Source organism: Aeromonas rivuli, from assembly GCF_020149575.1.
Classification (GTDB): domain Bacteria; phylum Pseudomonadota; class Gammaproteobacteria; order Enterobacterales; family Aeromonadaceae; genus Aeromonas; species Aeromonas rivuli.
This window is the reverse complement of sequence record NZ_CP079742.1, coordinates 1,830,354-1,845,944: the sequence shown is the minus strand read 5'-3', so window position 1 is coordinate 1,845,944 and position 15,591 is coordinate 1,830,354. Positions and strand designations below refer to the sequence as shown.

Below are 15,591 nucleotides of genomic sequence, written 5' to 3'. Positions count from 1 at the left end.
AACAAACTTTTAGTTATTAGCCTTCGTTTCTGTCATGGGCTGTGACAGCAGGAAATCTCGCAGGGCCCGATTGGCCAGAGAGAGGGGATCCCCCCGCCGCCAGGCGACGCAGAGATCCAGAAAAATGGGCGGCTCGAAGGCAATCCCCTCCAGCTCAGCGTCCTCTTCTACCACCATGCGCAGAAAGGTACTCACCGCAAAGCCCTGGCGCACCACCGCCTTGAGCAGGGGGATGAGATTGCTCTCGAATGCGATATTGGGTTCTATGCCGAGCCCCTGGGCGAGCGCCTCCATGTGCTCCCTGTGATAGAAGCCACGGCGAAACACCGCCAGCTCCTGTTGAAAGTACTCGGCCAGGGTGACACTCGGAGCCCCATGCAAGGGGTGATCCTGACCCACCACCATCAGCATCTCCTCGCGCAGCAGCTGTCCCCCCTCCAGGGCGGGCGGCAGATCGCTGGTGATCAAGATGGCCAAATCCAGCTCCCCCGCCACCATACGGCTGAGCAGCTCCCGGGTCCCCGCCTCCTCCACTCGGATCTTGAGACCAGGGTACTGGTGCTTGAAGGCCATCAGAATGGGTGGGAAATAGTAAGAGCCCATCATGTAGGGAATGCCGATGCGCACCTCCCCTCGCTCCAATCCCTTGAGCTCGGCCATTTCGGCCTCGGCCTGATGCATCTGCAACAGCAGGCGCTCGGCATGACGACAGAGCACCTCCCCCTCAGGGGTGAGTCGCACCGACTTGTCCTGGCGATCGAACAGGCGCAGCGCCAATGCCTGCTCCAGCTTGGCAATGGCCATGCTGACCGCAGGTTGTGCCACATGCAGTTGCTGGGCGGCCCGGGTGAAGGAGCCAGTATCCCGCACCGCCAGCAGATAGCCGAGCTGCTTGAGGTCCATATCAATTCTCGTTATGAGTTGGATAACTTAAATATATTATATTTATAGAAGGCGACCCACTAATCTAGGGAAAACCTTGGAGTCTCCCCATGATCGAAGTAGGAAGTCGCGAGTGGCTGCGCGCCACCCTGGCCCTGAGCCTGGGCTCATTTCTGGTGTTTCTGAATCTCTACCAGACCCATCCCCTGCTCCCCATGCTGGCGAACTCGTTCTCCATCAGCTCCCTTTACTCCAGTTGGACCCTGGCGGGCTGCACCGCCGGGCTCGCCTTCGCCCTGCTGGTCTGTGCCCGCCTTGCCGACCGTTTCGGCCGCCGCCGAGTCATGTTGTGGACCCTGGCCGGTGCCATTGCCCTCTCTCTGATCGCAAGCGGTGTCGAGCAGTTTGAATCCCTTGTCCTGCTGCGGATCCTGCAAGGCATGCTGCTGGCCGGGTTGCCAGCCACCGCCATCGCCTACATGGGTGAGGAGTTCAATCGCCGTGCCCTCATCTCGGCAGTGGGGATCTACATCGCCGCCAACTCCCTGGGAGGCATTGCCGGTCGGGTGCTCGGCGGCCTGTTGGCTGGCTGGTTTGACAGTTGGCACGCCACGTTTCTGGGCATAGGCGTCATCAGCGTGCTGCTCTTTCCCCTGGTGGTGTGGTTGCTACCGGTTCAGCGCAACTTCACCCCGGCCCTCGCCACGCCCGGCCAGCTCAGGCAGGCGCTAGGAAGCCACTTGCGCAATCCCTTGCTAGTCGGCGCCTACCTCATCGGCGGCCTCAACTTTCTGGTGTTCCTCAATCAGTTCAGTTACCTCACCTTTTTGCTCTCGGCCGAGCCTTTCGCCCTGCCGCCCCAGTGGCTCGGCATGCTGTTCCTGACCTATCTATCGGGCACCCTGGCCTCCTCCATCAGCGGCCGCTGCGCCCAACGAGTCGGGGCAGAACAGCTGTTGCTGGTGGGGATCGCCTTGATGGCGCTGGGGGGCCTGCTGCTGCTCGGCCAGACACTGGCGTTTATTCTCGGGGGCTTGCTGGTGTCGAGCTTTGGTTTCTTCCTCGCCCACGCCTGTGCCAGCGCCTGGGTCGGTCAGCATGTGGAGCACAACCGGGCACTGGCCTCTTCACTCTATCTGGTTGCCTACTACCTGGGGGCGAGCCTGGGGGGCTTCTATCTGCATCCCTTCTGGGAGCAAGGGCAGTTGCCGGGTCTGGTCTTGGGAATAGAGCTGGTGCTGCTGGTAACGGCTGGCCTCTCGTTATGGCTGGCTCGCCAGAAGGCCCATCGCGATCAGCCATTGACCATTTGAATTGACAGGCCTCAATCTTGCTGCGTGAAGTAATCCTTCGGCACCGGCACCACGGCCGCCGTGCCAATCTCCTCTTCGATGACAGCTTCGAGGGAGCGCAGGTGGAACTTCACCTGCCCCGAGCCGAGCATCAGTCCCACATCCGGATTGCGACTGTCCCCCATGTTGCCCGTCTTGAAGGCAAGCTGGGGATGCGCCGCCACCAGGGCTGGCAGACTCGCCACCACCAGTTCGATATGCTCCAGACCCGCCTGATGATTGCGACCCGGCTTGGGCGCTGCCAGTTCGATGCAGGGCACCTGGGTGTCGATCGCTGCGCCATCTTTGCTGCGCATTTGAATGTGCAGCGGTTGATGCAAACGGTAAGTCGCGATGGGGCGCCCTCCTATCATGCCCTCCACCAGCAGATCGCCTGCATCGGCCAGGCAGTCGCTTAAAAGCAGGTATTCACCCGGGCTGGCCGCGCGATAGCAGAGGTGATCGATCTCCGGTTGGCAGAGATCGATACCGAGCGCGTCCAGCTCCCGCAGCAGACCAATAACAAAAGGGGCCATGGGCCCCAGTTTTTCGTCGAGGAGATGGGTCATGTCACCACTTCTTCTTGGGTTGGAACAGGATGTCGAGTTCATCGGTCTCTTTATCCTTGATGTTTTGCAGCTCGGACTCACTCTGCTGGGCCAGGTGTTCATCCAGCGATTGCAGCCCCTGACGCATGTCCTCCTCCCGGGCCAACAAATAGGCATCCTTGTCGCCGATATTGCTCACCGCCGCCAGCCCCTTGGTGAACAGCTGGCGGCAGGTTCCATACTGCCCCTGGATCTGGGCATCCATGGCCCGTTTGAGCAGGTTGGCGATGTTGATCTTGAGCTGCATCAGTTCGAGGCGGCGATCTTCCTGGGCAAAGCCCTGAGGATCTATCTTGCCCTTGTTGTGTTCGACCCGCAGCACGGCGCGCATCTTCTTGACCAGTTGCAGCATCTGGATCGCCTGGCGATCGGATTCCGGCGTCTTGAAGTGGCCCTCATCGTGGCTACTGTAGTTCTCCCGCACATTCTTGATCTGGGTCTGCACATCCAAGACACGCTGACGGATCTGAGCATTCCCCGGCATCACTTGGGCGATGGCGCGGTAAGCGTCCAGGATCCTGTGCTGGAGCAGTAACACCAGATTCTTGGAGAAAGGCACCAGGTTGACGTTGAGCAGCACCTCTTCGGTCTCATCGGCGATGGACTTGTGCTTGGCAATGGCCTGGCGCTTGTCGGCTTCCGCCTTCTGCTTATATTGCTGCATGACGTTATAGGCGATCACCAGAAACAGAAGCGCGCCGATCGACAGCAATATCAGTGTTAAAATCATAGGCTTTATCCGTTCCTTCCCTATCCAATTGCCTGATCCTACAACAGCTTACCCCAGTGCGATAGCCTGCAGGGCTCACAGTCTCACCCAGTCATCATCAAGGAGAGAGCGCCTTTAATATCGTCCGTCGCCGTCAATACTTGAGCCAAACAGGGTAGCCTCCCCCGCCAATGAGGCCTTACTTGAGGTTAAATCCCTGGGATTGCAGGAAAGCATCCATGAAGGGGCGCGCCTCTTTGCCGAGGGTAGCCTCGATTTGGCTGCTCCAGGTCTGCACCTTGTTGTTGCTGCTGCGAGCCTGATAGTACGCCTGGATCTGGCGATCGTAATCGGCAAGCAGTTCCCTGTCGAGTTGCGCGGGATAACGGTTCTCATGCACCACCATGGCCTGGGGCAGACGAGGCTTCTGCTCGGGTTGCTGCTCGGGGTGACCCAGACAGAGGCCAAACAGCGGGATCACATGCTTTGGTAGACCGAGCAGTGTCACCACCTCGACGGGGTGGTTGCGAATGCCACCGATATAGACGCCGCCAAGGCCAAGAGACTGAGCGGCCAGCAAGGCGTTTTGCGCCATCAGGGCCCCATCGATGGCACCAATCATCAGCTGCTCCACGAACCCTGTGTAGGCATGCGGCACGATTTGCAGGTGGCGATGAAAATCGGCGCAGAACACCAGAAACTCGGCGGCCTGGGCCACATAAGGCTGGGGCCCCGCCAGCTGGGCAAGTTGCTGGCGCAGTGCCATGTCCGTCACCCGTATGATGCTGTTGGCTTGCAGGAAGCTGGAGCTGGCCGCCGCCTGGGCTGCCTGCAATATGAGATCCAGCTGCTCGGCCGCGATGGGATCCGGTGTGAACTGGCGAATAGAGCGATGGGATAGAATAAGATCTATGGTCTGGTTCATGCTGTCTCCTGATAAGGGCCACACTCTAACCTAAAAAAACAGAGGGCCCCAAGGCCCTCTTTCTATCTATGACTGGCCGAGGACAAACTCCCCCACCGGGCAGTAGAGGATGAAGCGGCTCTCCTCAATGTCGGCCACCGTCATCGGCTTGCCAAACAGGAAACCCTGGAACACATGGCATCCCTGGGAGCGCAGTGCCACCAGCTCATGCTCCTCCTCCACCCCCTCCGCCATGATGCCAAGCCCCAGACCCGTTGCCATGGCGACAGTGGCGCGGATCACCGGCAGGTTGAGCCCCACCACGAAGGAGCGATCCAGCTTGATGGTGTCGATGGGCAAGCGGTTGAGATAGGCCAGGGAGGAGTAACCCGTGCCAAAATCGTCGATGGCTATCTTGATCCCCTGCTCACTCAGGCGATCCAGAATGCCGATGCAGCCGTTCATGTCGAGCATCAACACGGTTTCAGTCAGCTCTAGGGTCAGCAGATGGGGATCCACCCCATGCTCCTTGAGCGAGGCGGCCACCTGCTCAGGCAGGGAGGGCGCCAGCTGAAAACCGGACAGATTGACCGAGACAGGCACCCGCACTCCAAAGTGACGTTGCCAGTGGGCCATTTGGGCCAGCGCCTTATCCAGTACCCAGCCCCCTATCTCGCGTATGAGCCCCATCTCCTCGGCAAGGGGAATGAACTCCCCCGGGGAGACCTGCCCCAGCACGGGATTATGCCAGCGGATCAACGCCTCGAAGCCGAGCAGTTGCTGGCTGGCGGCATCGACCTGGGGCTGATAGTTGAGGCTCAGCTCCTGGCGGCCTATGGCCTTGGCCAGGAACTGCTTGAGGGTCAGCTTGCGATGCAGGTTCTGCTGCATGCTGGGGGTGAAACGCTGCCAACGCAGCCGCCCCATCTGCTTGGCCTGGTACATGGCCATGTCGGCGCGGGTGATCAGGTTGTCACCATCATCGGCATCGTCCGGGTAGACGGCGATACCGATGCTGCCGCCGATAGTCACCTCGGGCACCCCGCTCAATTGCAGCGGTTTACTCATCTGGGAGAGCATCAGATCCGCCACCTCCTGAGCCCGCTCGCTACCGCTCGTCAGAGGCACCAGCGCCGTAAACTCATCCCCCCCGAGCCGGGCCAGTTCCACATCGCGCGGACAGACCTGCTTGAGACGACCCGCCACCCGCTCGAGCAGGCGATCGCCGGCCTTGTGACCATAGTTGTCATTGACCAGCTTGAAATTGTCCAGATCCATGAACACCAGGGCGAAGCGGCCCCCCATGCCGCAGTAAGCCTCCAGCGACTTCATCAGACCATAACGGTTGAGCAAGCCGGTGAGGGAGTCGTGCCAGGCGAGATGGCGATGCTCCAGCTCTTCGAGCTTGCGATCCGTGATGTCTCGCATGGTGAGCAGCGTCTGCGCCCCCTGCTGGATATGGCGAAACTGGTACTGGAACCAGCGCATGCCCCGCAGGGTGCGGCACTCCCCCTCGGTCACTACCTCATCGAGGCGCGACAGCTTATTGAAAAACGCATCGTCATTACCGGAGAAGACCTGCCCAAGGGTATCAATAGTGCCCCCGAAGCAGGCGTCGAAGTGGTGATTGCCACTCACCAGATGGCCGACATCATCGAACAAGCAGGCCAGGGTATCACCGGTGGCGAGGGAGGATTGCTGATGGAGGCTGTCAGCATCGATCACCGCCTCGGTCATCATCATCAGGCGCCCCGCCAGCTGCACCCCGGACAAACGGAGATAGACCTGCTTCTTGACCCCCTTTGGGGAGAGGCTCCACCACTCGCTGTAGCTGCGCCCCTGCTGGAAATCACCGAGATAGCGTTGCAGCAGCAGAGCGATGGCATCGGCCATGTCGGCACCAAAATCCCGCGCCTTGAGTTCGGCGAGCGAGCTCGCCTCCCAGATAGCGAGGGCGGCTTCATTGGCCCAAAAAATGCGGTGATGGAGAATGTCATAGACCCAGATAGGTGTGTGCAGCACCTCAAAGCTGTCGAGGGTGCCTTCGTCGAGCGTATTCATCTGTTATGGTGATTCATCAGCTTGTTCCTTGAGAGTGAGGAACGATCGTCCACGGCGCCATATCTGCCTGACTACAACATATCTTGATATGGGGCTTAGACTGAAAATATAGGAAGAGCGGCAAGGTCGTCCTCATATGAAAACACTGCACGTACAACCCATGGTCAGAAGAAACGGACTCACGCTGGTATTGCTCGGGTTAATAGTAACCATTGCCATGATTTCTATACTTTTTTTATTCAGTGAACAACCACTAATCCCTGTCTATTGCGGCCTGCTGACTGGTCTGATGACACTGTTTATCGGCTCATTGAAGCTAAGAGAGCCTCATTTCAGTCTCTCTCTCTGTCACGACTGCTTGCAATATCACCACAAACAGGGTGGATGGGTTCTCAAATGGGTAAATATCCAACGGATCGATCGACCCCGCATCCATTTGGGCTGGGATCTGGTCGAGATCCCCTACATTGGCTTGCGGATAAAAGATTACGACAGTTTTTTGAACTTGATCACACCTCGACTGGCGGTGGGCATACTCACCGAGCAACGGGCCGTGCTGATGCAGGTGCTGCAGAGCGAGCAGGCCGACTGCCCGACAGGCACCTGCGCCAGCCAGTTCGATGACTTGTTCGAAGAGAGTCACTATCGCTCAGGGGAGGGTCAGGACTACGAGGGGGTGATAGCCATGCTGGCCAACCGCATGACCCGGCTGCGGACACTGATAGGTTACGATCTGCTGGTACCGGTCAGCAGCCTGGATCGGGAGCCCGATGAGTTCGTGCGCCTGTTGCATCAGTACCAACTCGAGTCGAACCTAATCCAGATCAATTAAAGCCGTGATTGCCCTTGCCAAGGAGGGGGCCGCTTCTTAAGGTCACTGTTTGACTCGAGTGCCATGCCTCCTATGAAGTTCATCGAAGAGTTCTATTTATTCGTCAAGGTGGTACAGGAAGGGGGCTTCTCCCACGCCGCCAGTGCCCTGGGCATGCCTACCGCCAGCATCAGTCGCCGCATTACTCATCTGGAAGAGGCCCTCGGCTACCCCTTGCTGCACAGATCCACTCGCAAGATCCGCCTCACCGACGAAGGATTGCGCTACTACGAGCGACTCTGTACGCCACTGGCCCAGATCGAGCAGGCAACGGGGGAGATCCAGGGCAAGGAGGCTGACCTGGCTGGTCTTATCCGGCTGGCGGCGCCGATTGCCCTCTCCAGCACCCTGCTCATCGACATGGTGGCCGACTTCTCCTTGCACCATCCAGAAGTAGAGTTCGACATCTGCCAGACCAATGATCATCAACAGCTGTTCGAAGGCGACAAGGATCTGGTGCTGTTCCATGGCGAACTGCCGCAGACCCTGGCCCATGCCACCCTGCTGGGCCGGGTCGAATACGGCCTCTTTGCCTCTCCCCTCTATTTGGAAAAACGGGGCCAGCCCGCGCACCCACATGCCCTGGCGGATCACGATCTCATCTACTGCTGGCCGCACCAGCACTGGCAGCTCAACGACCGGGAAGGGGCGGTTGCCCAGATCCGCACCCGGGCCAAATTGACCGTGAGCCAGACTCAGGCCGCGGTACGGGCAGCCAGCCAGCATCTGGGCATCATCAATGTGCCCCTCCATCTGGCACACCAGGCCTGGCAGGCAGGTCAGCTTCATCCGGTTCTCGCCGACTGGAAAACCGCTAGTCGCCCCTTCTACATGCTGGTGACGCAACCCAATTTTGCCCCGCTGCGTGTTAAGCTGTTTGCCGAGTTTGTCGAAAAGTACTCGGAACGTTACCGGCGGGATCGCTAGCACTCGCCGTTGCCCACCCCAATGTCATGGCAGCTGAGGTGGACGGGCCACACTTATCTTCAGGATTTATAAGAGGGCGGCCCCATGAATGTATTGATCTGTGATGATTCGGGCTTTGCCCGCAAGCAGCTGGCCCGGGCCTTGCCCAAGGAGTGGGCCATCACCCTGCACCAGGCAGCCAATGGCGTGGAAGGGTTGGAGCAGATCCTGATGGGTCATGGCGACCTGGTGTTGCTCGATCTCACCATGCCAGAGATGGATGGCTATGGCGTGCTGGAGACCCTCCAGCGAGAAGGGATCCGCAGCAAGGTGCTGGTGGTCTCGGGGGACATACAACCCGAGGCGCATGCCAGGGTCATGGCCCTGGGCGCACTGGATTTCATCAAGAAACCCGCCTCCCCCGAGACGCTGCAAGCCTTCTTGCAACAACACGGCTTCTGGCAACCCAAACAGGAACAGGCCAGTCTCCATAGCGCGACAGTCCCTGTGATGGCCCTGGCCAGCGCCGATGACGCCACGGCGGATGCACCCTCGCAGAGCGAGCTGCAACTGTGCCCCCAAACTCGGGATCTCTATCAGGAGCTGGCCAACGTCGCCATGGGCCAGGCCGCCGCGCTGCTGGCCCGCCTGCTCGACGCCTTCGTCATCCTGCCCATCCCCAACGTCAATGTGCTCGAGGTGTCGGAGCTGCACATGGCTCTCTCTTCTGCCGCCCGCTCGGAGACGCTCTCCGCCCTGTGCCAGGGATTCATCGGGGCCGGTATCGCCGGTGAGGCGCTGCTGCTGTTCCACGATGCCAGTTTCACCGATCTGGCACGGCTGATGAAGCATGAGGGGGAACTCGACAGAGCCGCCGAGCTGGAACTGCTGATGGACACCGCCAACGTGCTGATCGGCGCCTTCCTGCGCGGTTTCAGTGCCCAGCTCGATACCCACTTCAGCCAAGGCCATCCGGTATTACTCGGTCAGCACAGACCCATCCACGAGCTCATCGACACCAACAAAAACCGCTGGCGCCGCACCTTGGCCATCGAGATCAACTACAAGATCCAGGGCTATGGCGTGCAGTGCGATCTGCTGCTGCTGTTCACCGAGGACTCCATCGCCACCATGAATCACAAGGTTCAACACCTGCTCTAGGAGTTCACATGGAAATACGGGAATTTCACTGGCTGATGAACATAGTCCAGAACCTGGATGTGGGCCTGATCGTGCTGGATCGCCAGTTCAAGGTTCAGGTATGGAACGGCTTCATGGAGAGCCACAGCGGCCGTCTGGCCGCCGAGGTGCGTGACCGTGAGCTGTTCACCCTGTTCGAAGAGCTGGACAGGCCCTGGTTCGAGCGCAAGGCCAATCAGGTATTCACCCTCAACAACCGCGCCTTCAGTACCTGGGAACAGCGCCCCTATCTGCTGCGCTTCTCCAACTATCGCCCCATCACGGGGGCGGCCCCCTTCATGTACCAGAACCTGACCCTGGTGCCCCTGGCAGACTTCTGTGGCCAGGTCACCCATATCGGCGTCATGATCTACGACGCCACCGACGAGGCCATCTTGCTCGGCCAGGCCCGCGCCACCCGTTGACCCACTCGGCGACCAGGCGGCCCTGACTTCGTCAAGGGCCAATACGACAGCGCCCCCGCAATGCGAGGGCGCTGTCGTTTCAGGTTGTCACCTCAGGGGGCGTCGGGCTGCTGCTCGGGCGCGGCCTTGACGAAGGCCTGCAAGGGTTCACAGTTGGCGACGATGCGCGCTATGGTGGGATATTCATCCAGGGACATCTGGTAGCGTCGGGCGTTATACACCTGAGGCACCAGCATGCAGTCTGCCAGGGTGACCTCGTTGCCGACGCAATAGACGCCGGCCGTAGTCATCAACAGGGGCTCCAGCGCCCGGAAAGTCTCATCAATCCAGTGACGATACCACTCATCCCGGCGATCCTGCCCCAGACCCAGCTCCTGTTCCAGATAGTCGAGCACCCGCAAGTTGTTGAGCGGGTGTACATCGCAGGCAATCATGTTGACTATCTGGCGAACCCGCGCCCTGTCCTGAGCCTTTGAGGGCATCAGGGGGTGAGCGGGATAGGTTTCATCAAGGTACTCCATGATGGCCACCGACTGGCCTATCTCTATCTCATCATCGATGAGAAAGGGCACCAGCCCTTGGGGATTGATGCGTTTGAAGACTTTATCTTTCTGCTCACCCTTGCCCAGGTGAACGGTTTTCTGTTCGTAACTCAATCCTTTGAGTTGCAACACCAGCCTGACCCTATAGCTTGCTGACGAGCGCCAATATCCATACAACTGCAACATAGTCTGTCCCTGTCCTGGCGGGCAGGGCATGCCCGCCTTTGCATGTCATTCCGCTTGGGTCACTCGTTGAGATATGGTCCCAAACAGATTCAGTCCATTGCGATCCTGCATCGCGATGGACACTGTATCACCAAAGCGCAGAAAGGGAGTAGTTGCCTGACCCGACTCGATTATCTCCAGCATCCGGCGCTCGGCGAGGCATGCCGAACCGGCGCTGCGATCATAGTTGGAGATGGTGCCGGAGCCGATGATGGTGCCCGCGCCGAGCGGCCTTGTACGCGCCGCATGGGCGATGAGATCATGAAAATCGAAGGTCATGTCCACCCCGGCATCGGGGGCCCCAAACAGAGCGCCATTGAGGTGAGTCCGCAGTGGCAGATGCACCTTGCCATCCGCCCAGGCCTCCCCCAGCTCGTCCGGGGTAATGGCCAGTGGCGAGAAGGCACTGGAGGGCTTGGACTGGAAGAAGCCAAACCCCTTGGCCAGTTCACCCGGAATGAGATTGCGCAGGCTGACATCGTTGACCAGCATCAGCAGCCGAACGTGGCGAGCCGCCTTGCCTTTCGGCGTCCCCATGGGCACATCGTCGGTGACGATAGCGATCTCGGACTCAAAATCGATACCCCAGGCCTCGTCGGCCATCAAGATGGGGCCACGGGGCGGCAGAAAGCTGTCCGATCCCCCCTGGTACATCAGGGGATCCTGCCAGAAGCTCGCCGGCATCTCGGCCCCGCGCGCCTTGCGCACCAGCTCCACGTGGTTGACATAGGCACTGCCGTCTAGCCATTGATAGGCGCGGGGCAACGGCGAGAGGCAAGCGCCTTCGTCAAAGGGGAACGCACTGGCGCAGGCGCCGTCGGTTTTCCCCTCGTTCAGGGCCTGATAAACCGCTTCGAGACGGGGCGCCAATCTGTGCCACTCATCCAGCGCCCCCTGCAGATTAGGGGCTATCTGTGGTACCTGCACGGCGCGGCCCAGATCGCGACTCACCACCAGCAGGGCACCGTCGCGACGGCCATTATTCAGGGTTGCCAGTTTCATCCTTGTTCCTTTTCTCTCAATGCAAACATGCGGTTGGGGCTATTTCGGCAGTGGCTGCCAGCTGTTGACATACTGGCCATTCTCGACCCGTTCGCACAGACCCCCGACCTGCAGGGCATCCCGGGTATCGAGCATCACGGCCACCTCGTCGGTGAACTTCTTGGCATAGGCCTGCCCTGCCGCGAACGCCTTGGGGTGCGGACCATGGGTGAAACCGGCCGGATGAAAGGTGACCATGCCTTTTTCTATGTTGTCGCGGCTGAAGAAGTCGCCCGCGTGATAGAAGAGCACCTCGTCAAAATCATCGTTGCTGTGATAGAAGGGCACCCGCAACGCACCGGGGTCGCTCTCTATGGGGCGCGGCACGAAGGTACAGACCACGAAGCGGCTCGCCACAAAGGTCGAGTGCGCCGAGGGTGGCAGGTGGTAGCGATGGCTCATCAGCGGACGGATATCACGCCAGTTGAGCTTGACCAGGGTCAGATCCCCGTGCCAGCCAAGGGCATCGAGGGGGTTGAAGGGCCAGGTCACCACAGAGACCTGATTGTGGCGCTTGATCTGTAGCGACCAGGGCTGCTCATCTTGCTGGGCGAGAAACGCCTCGTCGATGGCAGGCACCACCAGGGCGGCCGAGTCGAAGATGGCATGATTGCCCACCAGCCCCTTGTCCGGCAGCTGATAGCTGTCATTGGTGGCCTCGATGAGCAGGATGAACAGGGGCTCGTGCGGCTCGATGCGCCACATGGTGCCTCGGGGGATCACCACATAGTCCCCATCGCGCAGGCTGAGGTGGCCATAGTCACAGAACAGTTCGCCACTGCCCTCGTGGATAAACAGCAACTCATCGCCATCGGCGTTGCGTACCAGGAAGGGCATCTTGTCCGCCAGCCGCCAGACCCGGTAACGACAGTGCACGTTATGGAGCAGATCCGGCACCACCCAGGGCGACAGCGAGTCTATCTCTGCATGGAGACCATTGAGATCGAAGGCCCTTGGTCGCAGCGGCCCCTCCCAGCTGATCCAGTCGGTCGGGGCATGCTTGTGATGCATGTGGGTGGCGGGACCGAAGAAGCCGGAGCGGCCGAGCTCCCGCTCAAAGATGGCCTGCTCGGGCAAGTCGGCATGAGCCTGGCGCGATGCCGTGCCCTCTCTATGGGGGAAGTTGATCCAGTTACGCATGACGGACTCCTTGCGCGGGGCTGATCCCGCCACGGGACAAGAGGTGAATCCCACATTGGCTCATCCCGACCTTATTGATCATTGAGCACACCCCGGCGGATCTGATCCAGCTCAATGGATTCGAACAGTGCCTGGAAATTCCCCTCGCCGAATCCTTCATTACCCTTGCGCTGGATGATCTCGAAGAAGACGGGGCCTATCACAGTATCGGTGAAGATCTGCAGCAAAATGCCGTCCTTGGTAGGGGCGCCATCGATCAGGATGCTCAGCGCCCTGAGCGCCGCCAGATCTTCGTCATGACCGGCCACCCGCTCGTCGACCTTCTCGTAATAGGTATCAGGGGTCGACATGAAGGCGGTGCCCCTCTCCCTCAGGGTGCGGATCGTCTGGTAGATGTCCCTGGAGGCCATGGCGATGTGCTGTATCCCCTCCCCCTTGTACTGGCGCAGGTACTCCTCTATCTGGGACTTGTCGTCGGAGGACTCGTTGATGGGAATGCGGATCTTGCCGCAGGGAGCCGTCATGGCGCGGGAATGCAGACCGGTCAATTTGCCCTCGATGTCGAAGTAGCGGATCTCGCGAAAATTGCCGACTCGCTCATAGAAGTTCGACCAGACATCCATGTTGCCACGCTGCACGTTGTGGGTCAGGTGATCTATTTCGTAGAGCCCGGCGTCAACCGCCTCCATCCGGGCCTGCCAGTCTGGGTGGAAGACGAAGTCGACATCATAGATGGAGCCGCGACTGCCATAGCGGTCCACAAACGACAGCGTGCTCTCGCCGATGCCATAGATGGCGGGGATGTTGAGCTCCATGGGCCCTATCTTGCCGACGAAAGGCTTGGCGCCCTGAGCCAGGGCGTACTGCTGCGCCTTGCCCGCATTGTCGACCCTGAACGCCATGCCGCACACGCTCGGACCATGGGCGCTGGCGAACTGCTCAGCCTGGGAGTGCGGTTCGGCGTTGACCACAAAATTGATCTCCCCCTGGCGATAGAGCCAGCACTCTTTGTGTTTGTGGCGAGCCACTTCGGCGAAACCGAGGGAGACAAACAGGGCCTTGAGCGCGGCGATGCCTTTGCCATCGGGCGCCGTGTATTCGACAAACTCGAAGCCGTCTGTGCCGAGGGGATTGATGGTGTTGGCGGCGGTCGCCTTGGCTGCAATCATGGTGCGCTCCTTTGCACGAAATCTGGTTGAACATGGGTGTTAACAACTTGTTTCATTAGAGGTGCGCTGTCGCGGGAAGGAAAGAGGACAGGCTCAGATAGTCGGCGGGCTGAACGGGGCAATGAATGTAAATAATAAGTTACATAAGCAATGACAACGGGTAGTGACGGCCCCGCCCCCCATTCAGGCTGTCAGCTTTGGCTTACAAGATGCTCAAGGGCGAGGGGGCAGTGCAGGCAGCCGCCACTGCTTGACCACAATATGGGGTAATCGAGTCCTGACACGGCGCAACAGGCTGGGCGCCGGATTGATAAGCCAGGCCACGCGGCCCAGGCGCAGCAGCGGCAGATCGTGCAGGCTGTCACTCAGGCTGAGCGCGACCTTCAACCGGGCCATGACCGGGGTTATCTTGGCGGCGCCATGGCAGTAGTGGCGCGGGATCAAGCCACCCAAGGCATAACGCAGCCGGGTCGCCTCAATATGAGCAGGCCATGGCTTGCCGTCGGGCTCATGGGCCAGTGCCAAGGCAAGCTGGCCTCGCACCAGGGCCCGGGGGCTGGCCGACACTATCCAGAGTCTGTGATGGTAGCCCGCCAGCAAGGCTCTGGCAGGAACAAAGAGCCCCGGACGGCTGGCGCTGTAAGCACGCACCCAGGCTCGCCAGGCCAGGGGAGAGAGACCCAAGGTAATGCTCCACCAGATGAGCGGGATCCCCCACCCTCTCCCCCTGGCAAATGACCTCCCAGGTAAAAGAACAAGCAGCGCCCCCAGGATCAGCAGAGGGAACAGCAGCAGCGGCCAGCGGCGCCTGACCAAGATGAAACGCAGCAGACCGGCATGGCTGTCACCCGGCGCCAGGGTGCCATCGAAGTCGGCCAGAATGAGACCCTCACCAATGGGTCCGAGCCCCCCTTCCCGCAGCGCGGGATCCTGGCTTGCGCCGGGCGCTGGCATCAGGGCGCCAGCCTTGCCATCGCCGCCGCCAGTTCAGGAGCGCTACATGCCGGACCTGACTCGGGGGGACACTCGAAGGAAAAAGGGGTATCCCAGAGGACAAAGTCGAGGCGCCATGCATGGAGATAACCGCGCTCAGCCGGGCTACCGCCATAGCGTTCATCACCCAGGATGGGGGCCCCTATGCTCTTCATGGCAACCCGGATCTGATGGGTCTTACCGGTCTGGGGCTTGATGCGAAACAGGCGCAATCCCTCTCGCACCGGCGTGGAATCGAACCAGCTGATGGCGGGGTTCTCCAGGCTGCGGGTCAGCAGCCAGCTGCCACCTCGCCCCTTTTGCATGTCGCCCTTGATCCAGCCCTGCTTCTTCTTGGGTTTGCAGTCAGAAAGAGCCAGATACTGCTTGCTCACTTGCCGCTCCGCAAAGCTCATGCTCAGCGCCCGATTCGCCTGCGGGGTACGGGCCAGTAACAGCAGGCCCGAGGTCATCTTGTCGAGCCGGTGCACCGGATAGAGTTCGAGCCCGGTATCGGCTCGCACCAGGCTCACCAGACCCGCGTCTCCTCCTTCGTCATGCATGCCAATTCCAGGCCCTTTGTCGATGACCAGGAAGTGTTCGTTTTGTGACAGGATGCGATACAT

General features: G+C 60.0%; 16 protein-coding genes. 5 read left to right on the top strand and 11 right to left on the bottom strand.

Annotation, left to right across the window (positions count from 1 at the left end; translation table 11 throughout):
- Window positions 1-9: 9 nt before the first annotated feature.
- Complete coding sequence (locus tag KYK33_RS08705; RefSeq protein ID WP_224432726.1) at window positions 10-903, bottom strand: LysR family transcriptional regulator; 894 nt, start codon at window positions 901-903, stop codon at window positions 10-12.
- Window positions 904-992: 89 nt separating this feature from the next.
- On the opposite strand from KYK33_RS08705, the gene KYK33_RS08700 reads away from it, so the two are divergent.
- Window positions 993-2,195 (top strand): MFS transporter, encoded by a 1,203-nt coding sequence (locus KYK33_RS08700; protein WP_224432725.1) that lies wholly within the window; start codon window positions 993-995, stop codon window positions 2,193-2,195.
- A gap of 11 nt (window positions 2,196-2,206) precedes the next feature.
- On the opposite strand, the gene KYK33_RS08695 is transcribed toward KYK33_RS08700, so the two are convergent.
- From KYK33_RS08695 to KYK33_RS08680, 4 genes are all read right to left on the bottom strand, one after another.
- Window positions 2,207-2,782, bottom strand: coding sequence for a VOC family protein (locus KYK33_RS08695; RefSeq protein WP_224432724.1), 576 nt, complete (start codon window positions 2,780-2,782; stop codon window positions 2,207-2,209).
- A gap of 1 nt (window position 2,783) precedes the next feature.
- Window positions 2,784-3,551 (bottom strand): hypothetical protein, encoded by a 768-nt coding sequence (locus KYK33_RS08690; protein WP_042043811.1) that lies wholly within the window; start codon window positions 3,549-3,551, stop codon window positions 2,784-2,786.
- 178 nt (window positions 3,552-3,729) lie between these two features.
- Window positions 3,730-4,455 (bottom strand): oxygen-insensitive NADPH nitroreductase, encoded by a 726-nt coding sequence (gene nfsA / locus KYK33_RS08685; protein ID WP_224432723.1) that lies wholly within the window; start codon window positions 4,453-4,455, stop codon window positions 3,730-3,732.
- Between the two features lie 66 nt (window positions 4,456-4,521).
- A complete protein-coding gene (locus KYK33_RS08680) occupies window positions 4,522-6,495 on the bottom strand; it encodes a putative bifunctional diguanylate cyclase/phosphodiesterase (protein WP_224432722.1) in 1,974 nt (657 codons plus the stop codon).
- A 136-nt stretch (window positions 6,496-6,631) separates the two neighbouring features.
- Between KYK33_RS08680 and KYK33_RS08675 the strand changes: the two genes are divergently transcribed.
- The 4 genes from KYK33_RS08675 to KYK33_RS08660 all read left to right on the top strand — a co-directional run bounded on the left by KYK33_RS08675 (window position 6,632) and on the right by KYK33_RS08660 (window position 9,876).
- Window positions 6,632-7,327, top strand: coding sequence for a DUF2982 domain-containing protein (locus KYK33_RS08675; RefSeq protein ID WP_042043806.1), 696 nt, complete (start codon window positions 6,632-6,634; stop codon window positions 7,325-7,327).
- A 72-nt stretch (window positions 7,328-7,399) separates the two neighbouring features.
- Window positions 7,400-8,293, top strand: a complete 894-nt coding sequence (locus KYK33_RS08670) for a LysR family transcriptional regulator (RefSeq protein ID WP_042043805.1) — start codon at window positions 7,400-7,402, stop codon at window positions 8,291-8,293.
- 84 nt (window positions 8,294-8,377) lie between these two features.
- Entirely contained in the window at window positions 8,378-9,433 is a 1,056-nt protein-coding gene (locus KYK33_RS08665) for a response regulator (RefSeq protein WP_224432719.1), read from the top strand.
- 8 nt (window positions 9,434-9,441) lie between these two features.
- Complete coding sequence (locus KYK33_RS08660; protein ID WP_224432718.1) at window positions 9,442-9,876, top strand: PAS domain-containing protein; 435 nt, start codon at window positions 9,442-9,444, stop codon at window positions 9,874-9,876.
- Between the two features lie 92 nt (window positions 9,877-9,968).
- On the opposite strand, the gene maiA is transcribed toward KYK33_RS08660, so the two are convergent.
- The 6 genes from maiA to KYK33_RS08630 form a co-directional block, all read right to left on the bottom strand.
- Window positions 9,969-10,604: a maleylacetoacetate isomerase gene (maiA, locus tag KYK33_RS08655; RefSeq protein ID WP_224432717.1), complete on the bottom strand. Its 636-nt coding sequence runs from the start codon at window positions 10,602-10,604 to the stop codon at window positions 9,969-9,971.
- Window positions 10,605-10,649: 45 nt separating this feature from the next.
- Window positions 10,650-11,645 (bottom strand): fumarylacetoacetate hydrolase family protein, encoded by a 996-nt coding sequence (locus KYK33_RS08650; protein WP_224432716.1) that lies wholly within the window; start codon window positions 11,643-11,645, stop codon window positions 10,650-10,652.
- A gap of 39 nt (window positions 11,646-11,684) precedes the next feature.
- Window positions 11,685-12,824, bottom strand: coding sequence for a homogentisate 1,2-dioxygenase (locus KYK33_RS08645; protein WP_224432715.1), 1,140 nt, complete (start codon window positions 12,822-12,824; stop codon window positions 11,685-11,687).
- Between the two features lie 71 nt (window positions 12,825-12,895).
- Window positions 12,896-13,993 carry a 4-hydroxyphenylpyruvate dioxygenase gene (gene hppD / locus KYK33_RS08640; protein ID WP_224432714.1) on the bottom strand — a complete coding sequence of 366 codons (1,098 nt, stop codon included), beginning with the start codon at window positions 13,991-13,993 and terminating at the stop codon, window positions 12,896-12,898.
- A 213-nt stretch (window positions 13,994-14,206) separates the two neighbouring features.
- The gene (locus KYK33_RS08635; protein ID WP_084218258.1) at window positions 14,207-14,947 is read right to left on the bottom strand and encodes an HAD family hydrolase; all 741 of its coding nucleotides are present in this window, start codon (window positions 14,945-14,947) and stop codon (window positions 14,207-14,209) included.
- Window positions 14,947-15,591, bottom strand: a complete 645-nt coding sequence (locus tag KYK33_RS08630) for a TIGR01621 family pseudouridine synthase (RefSeq protein ID WP_224432978.1) — start codon at window positions 15,589-15,591, stop codon at window positions 14,947-14,949. Before KYK33_RS08630 ends, KYK33_RS08635 begins: the two co-directional genes overlap by 1 nt.